Source organism: Streptomyces sp. SAS_270, from assembly GCF_052543295.1.
In genome coordinates, this window is the sequence record NZ_JBMNDS010000016.1 from 71,967 (window position 1) to 88,797 (window position 16,831).

Consider the following 16,831-nt stretch of genomic DNA (forward strand, 5'->3'; position numbering starts at 1 on the left):
GGCCTCCGGCTTCGGGAGCCGAACCCCGCGCGCCGAACCGCCGGGCATCCGCCCCGTTCCGCCGGACGGACCCTGGCCCCCGCATGGCATCTGACGTACCGTCAACTCCGCCGCCGGGGCCGTACCCCTCCGGTCGACGTCAACTGCCGTGCGCCCAGGGAGGCATGCCGTGACCGACGACCGACCCGTCGCCCTCGACGAATACCCCGTGCACCAGGTGCCGCTGTCCATGAAGCACGTCGCCACCGGCGACCGGAACGCGTACGACCGCTGCATCTTCCACGTCCTCGACCACGAGGGACGCGCCCTGCTGATCCTCGGGCTCGGGGTGTACCCGAACCTCGGAGTGATCGACGCGTACGCCACGCTGCGGCTCGGGGACAGCCTGCACGCGCTGCGCGCCTCCGACGCCCTCGGTGACGACCGGACGAACCTCGCCGTCGGACCGCTGCGCATCACGGTCGAGGAGCCGCTGCACCGGCTGCGCCTCCAGGGCGACGGCGACTGCCTGTCCTACGACATCACCTGGACCGCCGGCTTCCCCGCGCTCTGGGAACCGCACCACGTCCAGCGCCGCGGCGGCCGGCTCACCCTGGAGGGGCGGCGCTTCGTGCAGGCGGGCGGCGTCGAGGGCGTCATCCGCGTCGACGGCGAGGAGATCCCCGTGCGCGCCGGCGAGTGGACGGGCACCCGCGACCGCAGCTGGGGCGTGCGGCCCGTACCGGGGGAGGAGAGCGGCCGCCTGGCGGACGAGAACCCGACCGAGGGCTTCCACTGGATCTGGTGCCCGGTCAGCTTCGACGACCGCTTCCTGATGGTCATCACGCAGGAGGACGCCGACGGCTACCGCACCCTCAACGACGCGACTCTCGTCCGCGACGGTGAGAGTGACCGCCAACTCGGCTGGCCCCAGGCCGACATCGCATACCGCTCGGGCACCCGCCACCCCGAGCGCGCCGTCATTCACCTCACCGACCCGCGCGGTCGCAAGCCCCTGGAACTCGGTGTCGAGGTGCTGACCTCGTCCCCGCTCGCGCTCGGAGCGGGCTACCCGCCCGCGGACGACTGGCAGCACGGCACCTGGCGCGGCCGCGGCTGGACCGACGAGCGGGTGTACGACCTCGCCGACGCCTCCGCCCACCCCCTCGCCGCGTACGGCGTGATCGACCACGCCGCCCGCTTCACGCTGGACGGTCAGGTCGGCCACGGCATCTTCGAACACGGCTCGTTCGGCCGCCACGATCCGAGCGGCTTCACGGGATTCGACTCGATGGCCCCCTGACGTGGATGAAGCCCGAAGCCAGTGCGGTCACCGAAGTCCGTGAAGCCCGTGGAGCCCGTGAAATCCCCGAAGGGAGTGGCGAGATGAGCACGGCACCCCGCCCGCGCACGACCACCCGTGACCCGGAGGAACTCGCCCGGCGCCTGACCGTCTGGCTGGACACCCGGCTGCCCGGCGCCAAGGCGGCCGGCGTCCGCGTCCCCGAGTCGAACGGCATGTCCAGCGAGACCCTCCTCTTCGACATCGAACACCCCGAACCCCCGCTGCGTGCCTGCGCGTTGAGGCTGGCGGCGGACCCGGCGGCGTACACCGTCTTCCCGGTCTACGACATGCGCGCGCAGTACCGCACGATGCGCCTGGTCGCCGAGCGCACCGACGTGCCCGTACCGCGCGTGCTGTGGCTGGAGGAGGACCCCGGCCCGCTCGGGGCGCCCTTCTTCGTCATGGAGCGCGTCGAGGGGCGTGTCCCGCCGGACGTCATGCCCTACACGTACGAGGGAAACTGGCTGCACGCGGCGAGCGACGAGGAGCGGGCCCACCTGGAGGCGGCCTCCGTCGGGGTGTTGGCACGCCTGCACGACCAAGTGCCGGTGGGGGAGGCCGAGTTCCTCGCCCCGCCCGGCGAGGGCAGTTACCTTCGCCGTCACGTGGAGAGCCAACGCGCCTACTACGCATGGGTGACTGACGGGCTGTCACCTTCGCCCCTGATCGAGAGCGCCTTCGACCGGCTCGACGAACTGTGGCCGCACGACGAGGGCGAGCCGGTGCTCAACTGGGGCGACGCGCGCATCGGCAACGTCGTCTACGACGGCTTCGAACCCGCGGCGGTGCTCGACTGGGAGATGGCGTCCCTCGCTCCACGCGAGGTCGACCTCGGCTGGACCGTCTATCTGCACCGCTTCTTCCAGGACTTGACCGTCGGCTTCGGCCAGCGCGGACTGCCGGACTTCCTGCGCCGCGACCGCGTGGAGCGCCGCTACGCCGAACTCACCGGCCACACACCGCGGGACATGGACTTCCACACGCTGTACGCCGCCCTGCGGCACGCGATCGTCATGCTGCGCGTCGCCTACCGCCAGGCGCACTTCGGCGAGGTCGCCGTTCCCGAGGACCCGGACACCCTGATCCTGCACCACGGCAGCCTGCGGGCCATGGTGCAGGGCAGTTACTGGGATTGACGCGGGTCGCCGCCGGGACGGCTCAGGCGGCCTCGCGCCGCATCTCGGGGACCCGCATCGGGCGCGAGCCCGGGCCACCGACGTGCGAGAAGGGCTGCGTCCGCCAGTCCAGGCCCTGAGGCAGCGTCAACAGAAGGGCCGTGTCCTGCTCCTGAGGCTCCGCCGACTCGTCGGCCGGGCGGGCGTCGGCAGCCCCGCGGCCCGTGCCGGCGCAGACCGTGAGCCCGAACGGGTTCCACGGGGAGGCGCACAGCGCGTGCTCCGGCAGAACCTCCTCGTCCGCCAGGAGTGCGATCGGCTGCGAGCAGTCCGGGCAGATCACCCGGTACATCTCGAAGGTGTCGTACGCGTCGAACTCCTCGCCGTCGAGAGCGTCCGGTTCGACACCCTCCGGCTCGGCATCCAGCACCGGCTGCTGCCGCTTGGGCGCAGTACGACCAGGGCGCTTAAGACTCTGCATGGGATTCTCCCCCTAGGGCTGGGCCGACAAGGCGCTGCGGCCTCGACCACAGCAAGCACTTCCCGTCCCGTCTCTGCGGTAATCACGAGAACATCACGGACCCGGTTCCAGCTGTGTGGCGTTCGTCACATGCCACCCGCAGGTGCCCGGCCCGGTGGATATGTCCCCGCGCGGCGCACAGGCCGCTCTCAGCCACATCACGAACAGGGTATGACCTGCGCGGCTCAGGTATCCGCCGGGATCAACGGACCTGTAGGTTCTTGCGCCATGGAGGAGCTCGACCGACAGATCGTGCAGTTGCTCGTCGCCGATGGGCGGATGAGTTACACCGACCTGGGCAAGGCCACGGGCCTGTCCACGTCGGCCGTGCACCAGCGGGTCCGCCGCCTTGAGCAGCGCGGCGTCATTCGCGGCTATGCCGCGGTCGTGGACCCGGAGGCCGTCGGGCTGCCGCTGACCGCGTTCATCTCGGTGAAACCGTTCGACCCCAGCGCCCCGGATGACATCGCGGAACGCCTCGCCGACGTCCCCGAGATCGAGGCCTGCCACAGCGTCGCGGGCGACGAGAACTACATCCTCAAGGTCCGCGTGGCCACCCCGCACGAGCTGGAGGAGCTGCTGGCCCGTCTGCGCACCCTGGCGGGCGTGTCGACGCGCACCACCGTGGTCCTGTCGACGCCGTACGAGTCGCGGCCGCCCCGCATCTGACCCCTCTCGCGGACCCGCGCGCGGGAGAGCCCTGCCGAGGCGCGAGACTGTTCCCCATGAGTGAGAGCACCGCCTCGTCGGACACCGTGCTGCTGCGCGGTGGAGAAGTCCACAGCCCCGCCGACCCCTTCGCCACCGCGATGGTCGTCGAACGCGGCCAGGTCGCCTGGGTCGGCTCCGAAGGCGCGGCCGACGCCTTCGCGGACGGGGTCGACGCAGTCGTGGACCTCGAAGGGGCGCTGGTCACCCCGGCGTTCACCGACGCCCACGTGCACACCACCGCCACCGGACTCGCCCTCACCGGCCTCGACCTGTCCGACGCCCCCTCCCTGGAGGCGGCCCTCGCCCGGGTACGCGACTTCGCCGCCGCGCGCCCGGCCGACCGGGTCCTGCTCGGGCACGGCTGGGACGCGGCCCGCTGGCCCGGCGGACGCCCGCCGACGCGTGCCGAACTCGACGAGGCCACCGGCGGACGCCCGCTCTACCTCTCCCGCATCGACGTGCACTCGGCGGTCGTCAGCACGGCGCTCCTCGACCTGGTCCCCGGGGCCCGGGCCCACGAGGACGGCCCCCTGACCCGCGACGCCCACCACGCCGTACGGGCCACCGCGCTTGGCGCCGTCACCGCCGCCCAGCCCGCCGAGGCGCAGCGCGCCGCACTCGCCCACGCCGCCTCGCTCGGCATCGGCTCGGTCCACGAGTGCGCGGGCCCGGACATCTCCTCCGAGGACGACCTCGCGGGGCTGCTCCGGCTCGCCGACGAGGAGCCCGGGCCCCGTGTGGTCGGCTACTGGGCCGAGTGGGGCGACGAAGGCATCTCCAGGGCCCGCGCCCTGGGGGCGATCGGCGCCGCCGGTGACCTCTTCGCCGACGGCTCCATCGGCTCGCACACCGCGTGCCTGCACGGGCCGTACGCCGACGCCGACCACACCGGCACCGCCTACCTGGACGCCGCCGCCGTCGCGACCCATGTCGCCGCGTGCACCGAGGCGGGCCTCCAGGCGGGCTTCCACGCCATCGGGGACGCTGCCGTGGCCTCGGTGGTCGAGGGCGTGCGGTCAGCCGCCGAGAAGGTCGGCCTGGCCCGCGTCCGCGCCGCCCGGCACCGCGTCGAGCACGCCGAGATGCTCACCCCCGAGACCATCGCGGCCTTCGCCGAACTCGGCCTCACCGCCTCCGTCCAGCCCGCCTTCGACGCGCTGTGGGGCGGCGAGGACGGCATGTACGCCGAGCGCCTGGGCGCGGAACGGGCGCGCACGCTCAACCCGTTCGCGGCCCTGCTGCGCGCCGGCGTCCCGCTCGCCTTCGGCTCCGACAGCCCCGTCACGCCGCTCGACCCGTGGGGCACCGTCCGCGCCGCCGCCTTCCATCGCACGCCCGAGCACCGGGTGTCCGTCCGCGCCGCGTTCACCGCGCATACGCGGGGTGGATGGCGGGCGGTCGGACGGGACGACGCGGGTGTCCTGGTGCCCGGCGCGCCCGCCGACTACGCCGTGTGGCGCACCGACGACCTCGTCGTGCAGGCCCCCGACGACCGGGTCGCGCGCTGGTCCACCGACCCCCGCTCCGGCACCCCCGGGCTGCCGGACCTGACGCCCGGGGGCGACCTGCCCGTCTGCCTGCGCACCGTCGTGGGCGGCCGCACGGTATTCGTACGGCCGGACGAGTGATGTCCGGGGGTGGCGCGGCCCCGTTCCGCGTCCGCGCCCGTGTCGCGCGACCTGCGCATCCTCCCCGCTGACCAGGCGATTGAGGGAAACGTCGCAGGTCAAACGCCTGTTGACAGCTGGCCGCAGGGGGCCGGTAGGTTCGGCCGGGTCCACCACCGGACGTCCGACCGGGGAACTTCCGAGCAGTCGTCGAAGCGCCGCTGGGTCAGGGGTGGTGCGCCGCACCGGCGCACCACACTGGGAGCCAGGCCCAGCGCCCGCGCCAGGCGAGGGAACGTTCAGTCAGTCGGCTTGGTGTGACCCGGGTGGGGCCCGGACGTTCAGTAGACAACGGCTTTCGGTCGATCCGCAGCCAGCGGGTCCCAGGTCGGCCCGAAGGGCGCCGGGCCCCGATCCGCAGCACGCCTGCTCAAGGCCGCAAGGCACCCTCTTACCCGCCTCTAGGGGAATCGACACCCCCGTACTAACGCGTCGACGCGGAACCACTGGTTACGGCCACTATGGTGGACCCCTGCGTACGGACATGAAGGGGCAGCAGTGAACGACGGCGACGGGACCCTCGCGGCAGAGGCCCAGGGGAGACGGTTCGGCCCGCTCGGCACGGCCTTGGTGATCATCCCGACCTACAACGAGGCGGAGAACATCAAGAAGATCGTCGCCCGGGTGCGGACCTCCGTGCCCGACGCGCACGTTCTCGTGGCCGACGACAACAGCCCCGACGGCACGGGCAAGCTGGCCGACGAGGTGGCCGCCGAGGACGACCAGGTCCAGGTGCTGCACCGCAAGGGCAAGGAAGGCCTGGGCGCCGCCTACCTCGCGGGCTTCCGCTGGGGCATGGACAACGGCTACGGCGTCCTGATCGAGATGGATGCCGACGGCTCGCACCAGCCCGAGGAACTGCCCCGGCTGCTGACCGCCCTCAAGGGCGCCGACCTGGTTCTCGGCTCCCGCTGGGTGCCGGGCGGCCGGGTGGTGAACTGGCCCAAGTCCCGCGAGTTCATCTCGCGCGGTGGCAGCCTCTACTCCCGCGTCCTGCTCGACGTGCCGATCCGCGACGTCACCGGCGGCTACCGCGCCTTCCGCCGCGAGACCCTCGAAGGCCTCGGCCTCAGCGAGGTCGCCTCGCAGGGGTACTGCTTCCAGGTCGACCTGGCCCGTCGCGCCGTCCGGGCCGGCTTCCACGTCGTCGAGGTGCCGATCACCTTCGTCGAGCGGGAGCTGGGCGACTCCAAGATGAGCCGCGACATCCTCGTGGAGGCCCTGTGGCGGGTCACCACATGGGGCGTGGGGGAGAGGGTCGGCAAGGTCTTCGGCCGCGGCAAGCAGCCCTAGCCGTACGGCCGCACAGCTGCCGTCGATCGTCCCCTTATCCCGCGCTGAGCTGCGTCCAGGCACACTGGACGTATGACGACAGGCGCACCGACCCCCACCTACCCCGCCCGGCCGCGGCGTTCCCGGCTGCGCACCTTCCTGCCGCTCGGCGTCGCCGCCTGGCTGGTGCTGGAGATCTGGCTGCTCACCCTGGTGGCGGGCGCCGCCAGTGGCTTCACGGTCTTCCTGCTGCTGGTCGCCGGGTTCGTGCTCGGCTCCGTGGTCATCAAGCGGGCCGGGCGCCGGGCCTTCCAGAACCTGAGCGAGACGCTGCAACAGCAGCAGAGCGGCACGCCGCCCACGGCCGGCAGGGGCAACGGCAACGGCCTGATGATGCTCGGCGGCCTCCTTCTGATGATCCCGGGCCTGATCTCCGACGCCCTGGGACTCCTCCTGCTCGTCCCGCCGGTCCAGAAGGCTCTCAGTGCCTACGCCGAGCGAGCGATCGACCGCAGGATGAGCCAGGCCGTCCCGGGCCCTCTGGGCGACGCCTACCAGCAGACCCGCATCCACCGCCCCGACGGAAAGATCGTCCAGGGCGAGGTCATCAGGGACCGGAGCGAAGGGGCTTAGCCCCTACGGGCCCGTCCGCCGGTCGGGCCCGTCCGGCGTTCGGTGACGAGGCCGGAAGAGGACGCACGAAACCGCAGGCACCGTACCCAAATCACGGTGCCTGCGGTTTCGTGCACTATGCCGCCCAACCCCCGGAGGGACTACGCGGACTTGCGGCTGTCTCGCGGGTGCACCGCGATGTTCATCGCGCCGGAGCGGAGAACCGCCAGACGCTCTTCGAGGACCTCTTCGAGCTCCTCGCGAGTGCGCCGCTCCATCAGCATGTCCCAATGCGTACGCGCGGGCTTGGCCTTCTTTTCCTCAGGGCCGTCGCCGTCCACGAGGAGTGCCTGGGCCCCGCAGACCTTGCACTCCCACTCCGGCGGAATTTCGGCCTCCACCGAGAAGGGCATCTCAAACCGGTGCCCCTTCTCGCATGCGTACTCCACGGCCTGGCGCGGAGCCAGGTCGATGCCGCGGTCCGTCTCATAGCTGGTCACTACGAGGCGTGTGCCGCGAAGAGCTCGCTCACTCATGAATCGTGCCTCCCGGGCTTGTCGCCCACAGGACAGGTGTCGCTGTCGTCGTCATCCGGTCAACGTCCGGTCGGCGGTAAAGATTCCCGTTCCGGGCCATGCGTCGCCGTCGTAGCCGCCCCTTGTTGTACCCACCTGCGCCCGGTTTGTCACATCTGACAGTAGATGTCACCCAGCGTTTCGTCTTCTTTGACGCGCAGTAACGGTACGCCTGGCAGGCCAAACGCGTACACTACCGGCCTTTGGCCTCGCGCGCTAAATCCTGTCCGGTACGGGATTGCCCGCGTCGCGCACCGCCTGCTCCACCGGGACCCTCGCGAGCAGCACGAATCCGACGACGAAGAAGGCCACGAGCGAGATGATCGCGTCCCGATAACTCCCGGTCAGCTGGTAGGTCAGGCCGAACAGCAGCGGTCCCAGCCAGCTCATGCCGCGGTCGCTCATCTCGTACGCGGAGAAGTACTCGGCTTCCTTGCCGGGCGGCACGAGATGCGAGAAAAGGGAGCGCGACAGGGCCTGGCTGCCGCCGAGGACCAGACCGATCCCGGAGGCGAGCACGAAGAACCAGACGGGCGCGCCCGCCGGCAGGAAGTACCCGGCGGCGAGCGTCACCGTCCAGGCGGCCAGTGAGCCGAGAATCGTGCGTTTCGCCCCGTAGGTGCGGGCCAGCCGTCCCATGCCGAGGGCGCCCGCCACCGCGAGCACCTGCACCAGCAGCACGGCGGTGATCAGGGTGGACTGGCTGAGACCGAGCTCCTCCGAGCCGTACACCGACGCCTGGGAGATCACCGTCTGGATGCCGTCGTTGTAGACGAGGTAGGCGAGCAGGAAAGCGAGGGTGAGGGGCTTGCCGCGCATGTCCCGCACGGTGGTGGCCAGCTGCCGCCAGCCGTGTACTGCCGGCGCCGCCGCGGTGGCCCGGCCCGGCCGGCGGTCGCGCAGCCGCTTGAGCGGGACGAGGGTGAAGGCGCCCCACCAGACGCCCGCCGAGGCCAGACAGATGCGCACGGCCGTCGACTCGGAGACACCGAAGGTGTCGTGGGCCGTGAAAAGGACAAGGTTCGCGACCAGAACCAGGGATCCGGCCGCGTACCCGAAGGCCCAGCCCCGGGAGGAGACCGCGTCGCGCTCCTGCGGCGGGGCGATCTGCGGCAGGTAGGAGTTGTAGATCACCATCGACACGGCCACCGACGCGTTCGCCACGATCAGCAGCAGTCCGCCGAGCAGATAGCGGTCGCCGTCCAGGAAGAACATGCCGGTCGTCGCCGCGGCGCCCAGATAGGCCGCCGCCGCGAGGAGCGGCTTCTTGCGGCCCGTGCGGTCGGCGGCCGCGCCCGCGATCGGCATCACGAAGATCGACAGGATGACGGACGCGGAGACCGAGTACGCGAAGAAGGCCCCCGCGCTGACCGGGACACCCAGGGGATGCACGAAGCCGTCCGCGTCGGCCGCCGACTTGGCGACCGAGGTCAGATAAGGGCCCAGGAACACGGTGAGCACGCTCGTCGAGTAGACGGAGCACGCCCAGTCGTACACGTACCAGCCGTGTTGTTCGCGCCGTCGCTCGGCGGCCTCGTCGGCAGCCTCCGCCCGCACGGTGTCGGTGCCCACCCGTGCCCTCGCTTCCCCGTGAACGGACCGCGCGAGGGGCCTTTCGAGGGGTCCTGCAGGGACTCAGGCCCAGGTGCCCCGGTCCTCCAGGACCTTGCGCAGCGTGTCGATGTGATCGGTCATGATGCCATCGACTCCCAGGTCGAGGAGGCGGTGCATGCGTTGCGGTTCGTTCACGGTCCACACGTGCACCTTCAGCCCGCGCGCGTGGGCGGCGCGTACGAAGCGGTGATCGACCACGGGGATCCCCGACTGGGACTCGGGCACCTGGGCGGCGACCGCCGACCGGCGCAGCGCGGCCGGGATGCCGTACGAGAGCAGGCGCAGGCCCAGGACGCCCCGGGTGCCGTAGGACGTGGCGAGGCGCGGGCCGGCCAGCTGCTGGGCGCGGGCCACCCGCGGCTCGGAGAACGAGCCGACGCATACGCGGTCCCAGGCGCTGGTGCGGTCGAGCAGGTCCAGCAGAGGGCGCACGGCGGGCTCGGCCTTGATGTCGACGTTCCAGCGCGCCTGCGGGAAGGTCTCCAGGAGTTCCTCGAAGAGGGGGACCGGTTCCTTGCCCGCCACGCGCGCGTGGCTCACGTCCTGCCACGGAAGGTCCGCGATCCGGCCCGCCCCGTCCGTCATCCGGTCCAGGGTCGAGTCGTGGAAGGCGACGAGCCGGCCGTCCGCCGTGGCGTGCACGTCCGTCTCCAGATACCGGTAGCCCGTCTCCACCGCGCGCCGGAACTGGGCCACGGTGTTCTCCAGACCGTCCGCGGCCCCGCCCCGGTGGGCGAAGGCGATCGGTCCCGGGTGGTCGAGGTAGGGGTGGCGTATCGGCGTGGTCACGGACGCAGTATCGCCCTCTCCGGTTGACCCGTGGCAACGACCGTGCTTCCGCCCGATGCCGACGGGACGGCGAACACGCGCAGGAACACCTGGGCCAGCGGGCCGATGGACAGCGCGTACAGGACGGTGCCGATGCCGATGGTGCCGCCGAGCACGAAGCCCGTGACGACGACCGCCACCTCGATCCCCGTCCTCATCAGCCGGATCGAGCGGCCGGTACGGCGGTGCAGTCCCGTCATGAGGCCGTCGCGCGGGCCCGGGCCGAAGGCCGCGGAGATGTACAGGCCGGTGGCCACACCGTTCAGGAGGATGCCGGCCACGAGCAGCGGGACCCGGATCGCCAGGCCGTGGGCGTCGGGGGCCAGCGCGAGGGTGCCGTCCATGGCGATGCCCACGACGAACACGTTGGAGACCGTGCCGAGGCCCGGGCGCTGGCGCAGCGGGATCCACAGGAGCAGCACCGCCGCGCCCACGATGATCGACACCACGCCGATCGTCAGGCCGGTGAGCTTCGCCAGGCCCTGGTGGAGCACGTTCCATGGCTCCAGGCCGAGGCCGGACTTCACGAGGAGCGCGGAACTCGCGCCGTACAGCGCCAGGCCGACGTACAGCTGGATCAACCGTCTCGCGAGACGGCTCTGCGTGGACAAGAAGTGCCCCCCTGTGGTGGTAGTGGCCTGACACATGACACTCTGTGGCTTGGAAAGAGAAGCCATCCATGGCCAATTCGGGGAAGGTGGACTGGTAGACATGGCGCAGTGGACTTCGGCGGTGGGGGCGGCGCAGCTCGCCCGGCTGCTCAACTCCCAGCAGGAGCGGCCCGCCGGCCCCGGCACGCGCCGCCCGCCCGCCTACCGCGCGCTCGCCGACGGGATCCGGCTGCTCGTCCTGGAGGGCCGGGTGCCGGTCGCCGCCCGGCTGCCCGCCGAGCGGGAACTCGCGCTGTCGCTGTCCGTCAGCCGTACGACGGTCGCCGCCGCCTACGAGGCGCTGCGCGCCGAAGGCTTCCTGGAGTCCCGTCGGGGCGCGGGCAGTTGGACCGCCGTGCCCGCCGGGAACCCGCTGCCCGCACGTGGCCTGGAACCGCTTCCGCCCGAGGCCCTCGGGTCCATGATCGACCTCGGCTGCGCGGCGCTCCCCGCGCCCGAGCCATGGCTCACCCGCGCCGTGCAGGGCGCCCTGGAGGAGCTGCCGCCGTACGCGCACACGCACGGCGACTACCCGGCCGGACTGCCCGCGCTGCGCGCCACGCTCGCCGACCGGTACACCGCGCGGGGCATTCCGACGATGCCCGAGCAGATCATGGTGACGACCGGGGCGATGGGCGCGATCGACGCGATCTGCCATCTCTTCGCCGGGCGCGGCGAACGGATCGCCGTCGAGTCGCCCTCCTACGCCAACATCCTGCAGCTGATGCGGGAGGCCGGGGCCCGGCTGGTCCCCGTCGCCATGGCCGAGGGACTCGCCGGCTGGGACATGGACCGCTGGCGGCAGGTCCTTCGGGACGCGGCACCGCGGCTCGCATACGTCGTCGCGGACTTCCACAACCCCACCGGGGCGCTCGCCGACGAGGACCAGCGGCGGCGGCTCGTCGACGCGGCGCGGTCCGCGGGCACCGTCCTCGTCGTCGACGAGACGATGAGCGAGCTGCATCTGGACGAGGGCCTTGAGATGCCGCGTCCCGTGTGCGGCTTCGACCCCGCCGGGTCGACGGTCATCACCGTCGGCTCCGCCAGCAAGGCGTTCTGGGCCGGGATGCGGATCGGGTGGGTGCGGGCGGCTCCGGACGTCATCCGGAGTCTGGTCGCCGCGCGGGCGTACGCCGACCTCGGGACGCCGGTGCTGGAGCAACTGGGCGTGAACTGGCTGCTCAGCACCGGGGGCTGGGAGCAGGCCGTGGACATTCGGCGAGGGCAGGCCAGGGAGAACCGGGACGCACTCGTCGCCGCCGTACGGCGCGAGCTGCCGGAGTGGGAGTTCGACGTGCCGCAGGGCGGGCTGACGCTGTGGGTGCGGACCGGGGGGCTCTCGGGGTCGCGGCTGGCCGAGGTGGGGGAGCGGGTGGGGGTGCGGGTGCCGTCGGGTCCCCGCTTCGGCGTGGACGGCGCCTTCGAGGGGTATGTGCGGTTGCCGTTCACCGTGGGGGGTGCGGTCGCCGAGGAGGCGGCGGTGCGGCTTGCTGCTGCGGCGCGGTTGGTCGAGGCCGGGGTCAGTGGGGGTACTGAGGCGCCTCGGACGTTTGTGGCGTGATCTGGCGGGGCGCCCTTCGCGGGGCGCCTGCGGGTGACTTGTGGGTCGGGGCCGTGCCGGTGCATCCGCCCGTCGCGTACGCGGTCACTTCTGTTTTCCGGGATGGCTGGAGTTGGATGTGACCGCGTACGCGACGGGCATGTGATGTACCGGCACGGCCCCTTCCGTGCGTGGGCGCCTGCGGGTGCGTGGGGGTGGCGGTCGCCTTCAGCGCCGGCGTCGGTGGGCGGCTGCGGGTGTGTGGGGGTGGCGGTGGCAGTCGCGTTCAGTGCCGGGGGGCGGCTGCGGGTTGCGGGGGTCTGCGTCTCGGATGTTGGGGTGGGGTTCGGGGGATGCGGGGGCGGGGCTAGCGTGGGGGCATGACCACTGCTCCTGTCTCCCTCGACCGTGCCCGTAGCGACTATGCGGCGCTTGTCGGACGCGGCCTCTCCCTGGACATCACCCGTGGCAAGCCGTCTCCGCGGCAGCTGGACCTCGCCAATGAGCTGCTTGCTCTGCCCGGTGGTGACGTCCACACGGCCGAGGACGGCACCGATGTGCGCAACTACGGGGGGCTGAAGGGGCTGCTCGAGCTGCGGCGGATCTTCGCCGGGCCGTTGCAGGTGCCGGTCGAGCAGTTGCTGGCCGCCGGGAACTCGAGCCTGGAGCTGATGCACGACGTCGTCGTACAGGCCCTGCTGAGCCGGGTTCCCGGGAGTGAGCGGCGCTGGGCCGACGAGCCGCGTGTCGCGTTCCTGTGCCCGGTGCCGGGGTACGACCGGCACTTCGCCCTGACCGACCGCTTCGGGATCGAGATGATCCAGGTGCCGATGACCGACGACGGTCCGGACATGGACGTCGTCGAGCGGCTCGTCGCCGAGGACGCCGGGATCAAGGGCATCTGGTGCGTGCCGAAGTACAGCAACCCGAGCGGCGTCACCTACAGCGACGAGACCGTGCGGCGACTGGCCTCCATGACCGCCGCGGCCGGTGACTTCCGGGTCTTCTGGGACAACGCCTACGCCGTGCACCACCTGACCGAGGAGGAGACGCCGCTCGCCGACTTCCTCGCCCTCTGCGCCGAGCACGGCAACCCGGACCGGGCGCTCGTCTTCGGTTCGACTTCGAAGATCACCCTCGCGGGCAGCGGTGTGGGCTTCCTCGGGGCTTCCGAGGCGAACATCGCCTGGTGGCTCGGTGTGGTCGCCAAGCGGACCATCGGGCCGGACAAGGTCAACCAGCTGCGGCACGCCTTCTTCCTCAAGGACGAGGACGGTGTGCGTGCGCACATGCGGCGGCACGCCGGGATCATCGCGCCCAAGTTCGCCGCGGTGGAGCGGATCCTCGCGGAGGAACTCGGTGACTCGGGGCTCGCTTCTTGGACCGAGCCGATCGGCGGCTACTTCATCTCGCTGACCGTGCCCGAGGGGACCGCCAAGGAAGTGGTGCGGCTGGCCAAGGAGGCCGGGATCGCGCTCACCCCGGCCGGGGCCACCCATCCGCGTGGTGAGGATCCGGCCGACGCGATCATCCGGATCGCCCCGACCTATCCGGACCTCGCCGAGGTCGAGGAGGCCATCCGCGGTCTGGCCGTGTGCGTTCGACTGGCCGCCGCGCAGCGGGCCTGATCAGCTCTCGACGATCGCCGCTTCCGCCGCTACCGGCTGCGCTTCCGCCGATACCGGCTGTGCGTCCGCGGGTACCGGCTGCGCGTCCGCCGGAGTCGTGCGGTCCGGGAGCAGGTCGAGGACCGCGCGGCGGTGGGTATCGCTCGTCGCGTCGTCGTACGGGTCGGGGGTGGCCGGGACCTGGAGGCGCAGCACCGGGCCCGTGCCCAGGCGGGCGTAGCCCCGGCCGGGCGGCACGTCCTTGACGGGGGTCGTGTGCGGCGGGGCGCCGAGTACCGCTTCGAGCCGGTCCGGGGACGCCGGGCCCAGGACGACCCGGGCGCGCGTGTGCTGCCGTACGGCGTCGCTGAGGGTGTCAAGGGTGTCGAAGTGCTCGGCCACCACGACCGTGACGTTCGCCGCGCGGCCGTGGCGCAGCGGGACCTGGAGGAGGGTCTGCGGGTCCGGGTGGCCGTCGGCGGCGGCGACGTGGCCGAGGACGCTCGGGCGGTCCAGCAGGATCCACAGAGGGCGCTTGGTGTCGTCCGGCGCCGGGTGGCCCGCCTGGCGGGCGCGGTTCGCGGCGATCAGGCGGCGTTCGGTCTCGTGGGCGGCCCACTCCAGGCTCGCGAGCGCCCCGGCGAGGCCGCACTCGACGGCCAGCACGCCGTCACGGCCGGTCAGACACGCGTACTCGCCGGTGCCGCCGCCCTCGACGATCAGGACGTCGCCGTGGCGCAGGGCCTGGAGCGCGAGGGAGCGCAGCAGAGTGCTCGTGCCGCTGCCCGGCTCGCCGGCGACCAGCAGATGGGGCTCCGTGGAACGGACGCCCGTGCGCCACACGACCGGCGGGACGTCGCGCTGCTCCTCCCCGTGGGTGAGGGGGAGCGTGCGCTGGACGCCGGTCGGGTCGGTGAAGCCGAGGACGGTCTCGCCCGGCGCCGTGACGAAGCGCTGGGCGGCGATGTCGGTGGGCAGCGGCGCGAGGACGGTGACCGCGAGCTGGTTGCCCTCCTCGTCCCACTCGAAGTGGTACTCGCGGCCGCGGCCCGACTTGGCGTGCAGCAGCTGCTCGATGCGGGCGCGGCAGTCCGTCTCGCCGTCCGCGAAGTAGGCCGGGTAGTGGATGAGGAGGCGGGACACGCGCCCGGTGTCGTCGAAGTCGTAGGCCGGGAAGGCCTTCTCCCAGTCCCCGCCGTGGGCGTAGAGCGGGGCCGGGTCCTCCGCGGCCGAGAAGTACGGGACCAGGGCTTCGTAGAGCGACCTCAGGCGTTGGACCTGTGATTCGTCGGGGCCCTCGGGCTCGGGATCGGTGCGGTCACGGCCCGTCCAGGCTGCCGCCGCCATCAGGGTGATGGCGGCGAGCAGCGGTCCGTACGGCACCAGGGCCACGACCAGGATCACCGAGGCCACCAGGAACAGCAGCGGCCCGCGCCGGTCCTTGGGAGTGGCGGCCCATCTGCGCCGTCCGGCGGTTGCCAGCCGGCGCAGACCACGAGTGATCGTGATCAGTGGATGGAGGACGTCGGTGGCGCTGTCGGCTGCCGTCCGGGCCAGCTCCCTGCTTCGGGCGATCTGGGCGGTGCCGTTGCTCAGGATGCGGGGGAGGGGGCGCCGGGCCACTGCTGTCTCCTGAAGGTGCGTACGAGCTGGACGAACGTCAGAACTTGATCCCGCCGAGGAGGCTCGCGAGGCTCGCCCCGCCGGCCGTGATGCTCGGGGCGATGGCGGTGCCCGCGAGATAGAAGCCGAAGAGTGCGCACACCATGGCGTGCGAGGCCTTGAGGCCGTCCTTGCGGAAGAAGAGGAAGACGATGATGCCGAGCAGGACGACGCCTGAGATGGACAGGATCATTTGAGCTCTCCTGGTTGAAGGGGGACAGTCACCATGAGTTCTTCCAGGCTCACAGGATGTATCCATACGATAAAAGGTGCAACTGGGTGAATTTCGGCGTTTTTCACCCAGGTGGGGGAGCCGTCCTGGGCCGCCTGAGCAGGTCTGTCGTCTCCTGTGGCGCCCGTGCTGATCCTTGCCTCGGGCGGGGCCCGTCATGTGTCGCCGCAGCCAGTACGCTGGCGATTCACCCGTACGGCTGCAAGCGCTCGCTGCCGTACGCTCACGCAGTCCCCCGTTGCAGTCGTAGTGAGAGGCGGTCCGGCCGATGAGTGAAGCCCCCGACCCCGAGGTCGTGGAGCTGGCGACCAAGATCTTCGATCTGGCCCGCCGGGGCGAGACCGAGGCGCTGGTGGCCTATGTCGACGCGGGCGTGCCGGCCAACCTCACCAACGACCGCGGCGACTCGCTCGTGATGCTCGCCGCGTATCACGGCCACGCCGAGGCGGTGCGCGCCCTTCTGGAGCGGGGCGCCGAGGCCGACCGGATCAACGACCGGGGCCAGACCCCGCTCGCCGGAGCCGTCTTCAAGGGCGAGGAAGCGGTCATCCGCGCCCTTCTGGACGCCGGAGCCGATCCGGCCGCGGGCACGCCCTCGGCCGCCGACACGGCGCGGATGTTCGGCAAGACGGAACTGCTCGAATTGTTCGGCGCACACTGACTCGAACGCCCTGACCAGGCGAAACGCAGCAAAAGGGGGAGGCGGAACGGGGCCGCCGGAAATACGGTCGCGGCAGGAAGAACTGCCGAGTCATCATGACTTCGTGATTCACGGACGTGATGGCTGGGCAGATGTTGCCGCACCGCGCGGGCCGTGACGCGGCCCGCATGGGCCACCGACGAGAGGCAGAGGAAGATGGTCTACAGCAAGCAGGAAACGGCGGGCGCCCCGACGTGTTGTC

Annotated in this window: 16 protein-coding genes; 9 read left to right on the top strand and 7 right to left on the bottom strand. The window is 71.7% G+C overall.

Features of this window, described 5'->3' with window-relative positions:
- Window positions 1-169 precede the first annotated feature (169 nt).
- Window positions 170-1,282: a hypothetical protein gene (locus ACN6LB_RS13910; protein WP_445026057.1), complete on the top strand. Its 1,113-nt coding sequence runs from the start codon at window positions 170-172 to the stop codon at window positions 1,280-1,282.
- A gap of 83 nt (window positions 1,283-1,365) precedes the next feature.
- Window positions 1,366-2,460, top strand: coding sequence for a phosphotransferase family protein (locus ACN6LB_RS13915; protein ID WP_445026058.1), 1,095 nt, complete (start codon window positions 1,366-1,368; stop codon window positions 2,458-2,460).
- A 22-nt stretch (window positions 2,461-2,482) separates the two neighbouring features.
- Here ACN6LB_RS13915 and ACN6LB_RS13920 read toward each other — a convergent pair whose 3' ends face one another.
- Window positions 2,483-2,920, bottom strand: coding sequence for a hypothetical protein (locus ACN6LB_RS13920; protein ID WP_445026059.1), 438 nt, complete (start codon window positions 2,918-2,920; stop codon window positions 2,483-2,485).
- A gap of 267 nt (window positions 2,921-3,187) precedes the next feature.
- On the opposite strand from ACN6LB_RS13920, the gene ACN6LB_RS13925 reads away from it, so the two are divergent.
- The 4 genes from ACN6LB_RS13925 (at window position 3,188) to fxsA (ending at window position 7,242) form a co-directional block, all read left to right on the top strand.
- Entirely contained in the window at window positions 3,188-3,628 is a 441-nt protein-coding gene (locus tag ACN6LB_RS13925) for an Lrp/AsnC family transcriptional regulator (protein ID WP_356143216.1), read from the top strand.
- A gap of 56 nt (window positions 3,629-3,684) precedes the next feature.
- On the top strand, window positions 3,685-5,298 hold the full coding sequence (locus ACN6LB_RS13930; protein ID WP_445026060.1) for an amidohydrolase: 1,614 nt from the start codon (window positions 3,685-3,687) through the stop codon (window positions 5,296-5,298).
- A 537-nt stretch (window positions 5,299-5,835) separates the two neighbouring features.
- Window positions 5,836-6,630 (top strand): polyprenol monophosphomannose synthase, encoded by a 795-nt coding sequence (locus ACN6LB_RS13935; RefSeq protein WP_356143212.1) that lies wholly within the window; start codon window positions 5,836-5,838, stop codon window positions 6,628-6,630.
- Between the two features lie 72 nt (window positions 6,631-6,702).
- Entirely contained in the window at window positions 6,703-7,242 is a 540-nt protein-coding gene (fxsA, locus tag ACN6LB_RS13940) for an FxsA family membrane protein (protein WP_445026061.1), read from the top strand.
- 140 nt (window positions 7,243-7,382) lie between these two features.
- Here the strand turns inward: fxsA and ACN6LB_RS13945 are convergent, their stop codons facing one another.
- The 4 genes from ACN6LB_RS13945 to yczE form a co-directional block, all read right to left on the bottom strand.
- Window positions 7,383-7,757, bottom strand: a complete 375-nt coding sequence (locus ACN6LB_RS13945; protein ID WP_003977404.1) for an RNA polymerase-binding protein RbpA — start codon at window positions 7,755-7,757, stop codon at window positions 7,383-7,385.
- A 255-nt stretch (window positions 7,758-8,012) separates the two neighbouring features.
- Window positions 8,013-9,368: an MFS transporter gene (locus ACN6LB_RS13950; protein ID WP_445026062.1), complete on the bottom strand. Its 1,356-nt coding sequence runs from the start codon at window positions 9,366-9,368 to the stop codon at window positions 8,013-8,015.
- Window positions 9,369-9,431: 63 nt separating this feature from the next.
- Window positions 9,432-10,199: a glycerophosphodiester phosphodiesterase gene (locus ACN6LB_RS13955; protein ID WP_445026063.1), complete on the bottom strand. Its 768-nt coding sequence runs from the start codon at window positions 10,197-10,199 to the stop codon at window positions 9,432-9,434.
- Window positions 10,196-10,885: a membrane protein YczE gene (gene yczE, locus ACN6LB_RS13960; RefSeq protein WP_445026064.1), complete on the bottom strand. Its 690-nt coding sequence runs from the start codon at window positions 10,883-10,885 to the stop codon at window positions 10,196-10,198. The genes ACN6LB_RS13955 and yczE overlap by 4 nt, the downstream gene beginning before the upstream one ends.
- Window positions 10,886-10,949: 64 nt before the next feature.
- Between yczE and ACN6LB_RS13965 the strand changes: the two genes are divergently transcribed.
- Window positions 10,950-12,449 carry an SCO1417 family PLP biosynthesis transcription factor gene (locus ACN6LB_RS13965; RefSeq protein WP_445026065.1) on the top strand — a complete coding sequence of 500 codons (1,500 nt, stop codon included), beginning with the start codon at window positions 10,950-10,952 and terminating at the stop codon, window positions 12,447-12,449.
- A gap of 359 nt (window positions 12,450-12,808) precedes the next feature.
- Window positions 12,809-14,056, top strand: coding sequence for an aminotransferase class I/II-fold pyridoxal phosphate-dependent enzyme (locus ACN6LB_RS13970; RefSeq protein WP_445026066.1), 1,248 nt, complete (start codon window positions 12,809-12,811; stop codon window positions 14,054-14,056).
- Here ACN6LB_RS13970 and ACN6LB_RS13975 read toward each other — a convergent pair whose 3' ends face one another.
- Both ACN6LB_RS13975 and ACN6LB_RS13980 read right to left on the bottom strand, forming a co-directional pair.
- Entirely contained in the window at window positions 14,057-15,658 is a 1,602-nt protein-coding gene (locus tag ACN6LB_RS13975; RefSeq protein WP_445026067.1) for a hypothetical protein, read from the bottom strand. It abuts the gene before it with no gap.
- A gap of 37 nt (window positions 15,659-15,695) precedes the next feature.
- The gene (locus tag ACN6LB_RS13980) at window positions 15,696-15,890 is read right to left on the bottom strand and encodes a hypothetical protein (RefSeq protein ID WP_356147615.1); all 195 of its coding nucleotides are present in this window, start codon (window positions 15,888-15,890) and stop codon (window positions 15,696-15,698) included.
- A 307-nt stretch (window positions 15,891-16,197) separates the two neighbouring features.
- Here ACN6LB_RS13980 and ACN6LB_RS13985 point away from each other — a divergent pair, with 307 nt between their 5' ends.
- Window positions 16,198-16,590, top strand: a complete 393-nt coding sequence (locus ACN6LB_RS13985) for an ankyrin repeat domain-containing protein (RefSeq protein WP_445026068.1) — start codon at window positions 16,198-16,200, stop codon at window positions 16,588-16,590.
- Window positions 16,591-16,831 lie beyond the last annotated feature (241 nt).